Source organism: Halanaerobium sp. (assembly GCF_003070835.1).
Map to the genome: position 1 here is coordinate 1 of NZ_QBLR01000332.1, position 3,640 is coordinate 3,640.

Below are 3,640 nucleotides of genomic sequence, written 5' to 3' on the forward strand. Positions count from 1 at the left end.
GCTCAGGGGGAGGGATTCCTGCATTTTATGCGAATTCCTATCCTGACAATTATGATAACTATTAATATTTTTAAAAAAACTATTAGATTTGACGTAACGTGAATAAAGAAGGGAGTTTTTATTATGAATTCCAAAAAGTCATCACTTTCTATCTTGATTTTTCTAGCTTCTTTATTGATTTTAAGCGGCTGTTCGAATGCAGGGATTTCGCTTGAGCTAGATCCCAATCCAGTTGAGTTTAGTCAAAATGAGACAAGTAGGGATTTAGAGCTAACAGTTACAACAGAAGGTTTTGGAAGCCTCAGCCTCAATAATCTAATAATAGAAGTAATTGATGAAAATGATGAAATCATTTTTGATGAAGAAAAAGAAGTCAATATTACTTTGCCAGTAATAGGAGAGCATTCAAAAACAGTTGAATATACCCTTGATCTAAAAAAAATATTTACTCCTGAAGAATATGATGAATACAACTCTGATGAAACTTTTGAAGAATTTTATCTTAGACTACTCCAGGATGAATCTCATACATTAAGGCTTACAGTTACCGGCTCCAATGATAGTTCACTAACAGCTCAGATTAACTATAACTAAAAATTTTCTAATTAAAAACCGGATGCTTAAGCATCCGGTTTACTGTTATACATACTATTTTAATATTTCATTTAAATTTTCCTGATTAAATTCGTCAATGATCAGATCAGCTCTGGATAAATCCTGGCTTTCATCCTTAGCTCGATTAAAGCCAATTACCCTGGCTCCTGCTTTATGAGCACCATTTACACCATGCTCCGAATCTTCAATAACAATACATTCTTCCGGTTTGACCCCCAACCTTTCTGCCGCCTCAAGAAAAATATCAGGAGCAGGCTTGCCGTTTTCAATAGCATTTCCATCAACATAGCCTTCCATATAATTCTCAAGTCCAAAACGCTGAAAAACATGCTCAATTACAGGTTCATAGGAAGAAGAAGCAACAATCATTTTATAGCCGTGATCTTTTAAGAATTCAAACCAATCTCTAACTCCGGGCATCAGCTCTAAATCTTCAGCTTCAGCCAGCCCCATATAAGAACTGTGAATATGGTCTTCCATAAAATCTTCAATCTTATAATGTGAGTACTCATCCTTAACCTGATAGCGGTCTAAAATGTCTGTCCAGATATCCTTAAGATTGGCCCCCATATGGCGGTCATAATCTTCCTGACTTAAGTTAAAACCATACTTTTCATATATCTCTTCATTTACTCTTTCATAAATCGGTTCTGAATCAATAATTGTTCCATCCATATCAAAAATTACCGCTTTTATCATAAATTTATCACCCAATGTTTTTAAGATTTATTAACTTTTTTATATTATATCATAATTTAAGCAAAACTAAAGGAGAGCAGTTTAAGCCCTCCTCTAAATTTCCATTATTTGCTAAGTACCCAGTACCTGGAAATTATTACATTATAAATCCGGCTGCCAGATAAAGCACCAGAGCTACAGCCCCATTAGCGAGCGCATAGGGAAGCTGAGTATTTACATGGTCAATATGATCTGAGGCAGAAGCCATTGAAGAAATAATTGTAGTATCAGATATTGGTGAACAGTGATCTCCCATGATTCCACCAGAAACTACTGCACCTATTGTAGGATACAGAGGAGCTCCCATCGCTACAGCCATCTGAATTCCAATCGGCATCATAATTCCAAAGGTTCCCCAGCTAGTTCCAGTAGCAAAAGCCATCAGTGAAGCCATAATAAAGACTATAGCCGGACCAAAAGCTCCACTTACTCTTCCTTCAACTAAAGAAGCCATATATTCTCCTGTTTCGAGGTAGCCAATCACATTTCCTATGGCAAAAGCTGTGATTAAAAGGATAGCAACCGGAACAATTGCTCCAATTCCCTGATAAACATAATCAATATATTCCTGTAAGGACATGATCCCCTGCAGAACGTACAGGAAACCGGCAAAAGCCACTGCAGTAATTACCGCCCAAAAAACTGAGGTTGAGCCTGAACCCTGCAGAATATTTCCTTCACCTGTTATGTATAGACTTAGCGGCATCATTGCAATTAAAACAAAAACTGGCAGCAGCATATTTCTCATCTTTGGAGTAACTCCCTCTTTAGGAGGAGTTGCTGTTGCCTCTTCTGAAACCATCGGAGTAGCTCCCTCTCTTAAAAGCAGCCCCTTTTCCGAAGCTCTCTTCTCTGCCTTAGCCATCGGACCCCAGTCATTTCCTGTCAGAATATAATAACCAACTGCCAAAATAGCAATAATTGAATAAAACTGAAAAGGCAGTGATTTAGCCAGCAGCTCAGCTGAATTACCATCAACAACACCATTGGCAATCTGAACTCCAATTACTCCCATCAGCATTGCTCCCCAGCCGTTAAGTGGGATTAATCCACAGACCGGAGCTGAAGTTGAGTCACAAACATAGGCCAGTTTTTCACGCGACACATTATATTTATCTGTTAAAGGTCTGGCAACTGTACCCGATACAAGACTGGTTATTGATGATTCAATAAAGATTATTAGACCGGTAATATAGGCTAAAAGCAGTGCTCCCCTTTTATCCTTAACCACATCTCTTTTTTTGGTAAGATAATTAATAAAACCCTGCACTCCACCTGAGGCAGAAATTACAGTTATCAAACCTCCAACTAAAAATGAAAATATAATTGTTTTAGTAATCCAGGCTTCAGAAAAAATTGCCACAATCTCTTCTAAAGTCATGTTGACTGCTGCAAAAAATGACCAGTCAGTTAAAATCATTGTTCCCGAAAAAATGCCTAAGATCAGTGAAATAAAAACCTGTTTTGTTGTTAAAGCAAGTAAAATTGCAATTAACGGTGGTAAAATACTTAAAATCCCGTACTCCATAATATCCCTCCCATAAAATGTATTGGTACCGTGCACCACCCGATTTATGTCGAATTATGTGGGCGAACACTTAAAACCCAACATTTACTATTATACCACAAATTTTCTGAAAAGTTTAGCTTCCGCTGGAGTTTTAAGTAATTAAGCGAATTTCATAATACACTTAATTTAGTTTAATTCAAAAAAATATTGTCTGCGAATCATAAAAATAAGCCTTTTAACTTGAAATTGTAGATTTTAATGATTTACCATAGATTTACTGCTAAATTCAGACGCACTTAGCTTGGGTAACTTAAAATCATGAATTTAGAAGCTATTTAAGCAGCTAAAACCTGATTTTGCAGTTTGATTTTCTCTGCTGCAATTCTTGCAGCTATCAAACTGATAGAACTTAATAGCAAATGGGTCTTAACTTTTTTAGTTCCCATTACAGTTAAGTTTTCTAAATTAAGATGCTCTTTTAGTCTGGAAAAAGTTCTTTCAACACTGGTTCTTTTGTTGTAGATCTTTCTCCAGGTTCTAGAATCTCTATGCGGAGTTGATATATATCTTGGATTCTCTTTTGGTCTGGTTTTAGTTACTCGACCATAATTACTGTTAGAACACCACTTAGTACCATGAATACAATCAACTTTACCACATACATGTGGACATCTAAATTTGTTGACTCCTTTGTAATAACCCCAGTAATACATTTTGTGGCCTCCACTGCAGACTGGTGTTCCTTTAAAATCATAGAATCCAGCTGGTGGCTGTTTA

At 36.6% G+C, this 3,640-nt stretch carries 4 protein-coding genes; 1 reads left to right on the forward strand and 3 read right to left on the reverse strand.

Translation table 11 applies throughout. The features are described 5' to 3' along the window. Positions 1-123: 123 nt before the first annotated feature. Entirely contained in the window at positions 124-594 is a 471-nt protein-coding gene (locus CI949_RS18465) for a hypothetical protein (RefSeq protein WP_108142695.1), read from the forward strand. A gap of 54 nt (positions 595-648) precedes the next feature. On the opposite strand, the gene CI949_RS18470 is transcribed toward CI949_RS18465, so the two are convergent. The 3 genes from CI949_RS18470 to CI949_RS18480 all read right to left on the reverse strand — a co-directional run. Then, entirely contained in the window at positions 649-1,314 is a 666-nt protein-coding gene (locus tag CI949_RS18470; RefSeq protein ID WP_108142697.1) for an HAD family phosphatase, read from the reverse strand. Between the two features lie 136 nt (positions 1,315-1,450). Then, complete coding sequence (locus CI949_RS18475; RefSeq protein WP_108142699.1) at positions 1,451-2,881, reverse strand: Na+/H+ antiporter NhaC family protein; 1,431 nt, start codon at positions 2,879-2,881, stop codon at positions 1,451-1,453. A 317-nt stretch (positions 2,882-3,198) separates the two neighbouring features. Next, a partial coding sequence (locus CI949_RS18480; protein ID WP_290769114.1) for a transposase occupies positions 3,199-3,640 on the reverse strand: 442 nt, incomplete at its 5' end.

Excerpts from the sequence above, each read along its gene's own strand:
- CI949_RS18465 (WP_108142695.1), top strand. The coding sequence starts at position 124 with ATGAATTCCAAAAAGTCATCACTTTCTATCTTGATTTTTCTAGCTTCT.
- CI949_RS18470 (WP_108142697.1), bottom strand. The coding sequence starts at position 1,314 with ATGATAAAAGCGGTAATTTTTGATATGGATGGAACAATTATTGATTCA.
- CI949_RS18475 (WP_108142699.1), bottom strand. The coding sequence starts at position 2,881 with ATGGAGTACGGGATTTTAAGTATTTTACCACCGTTAATTGCAATTTTA.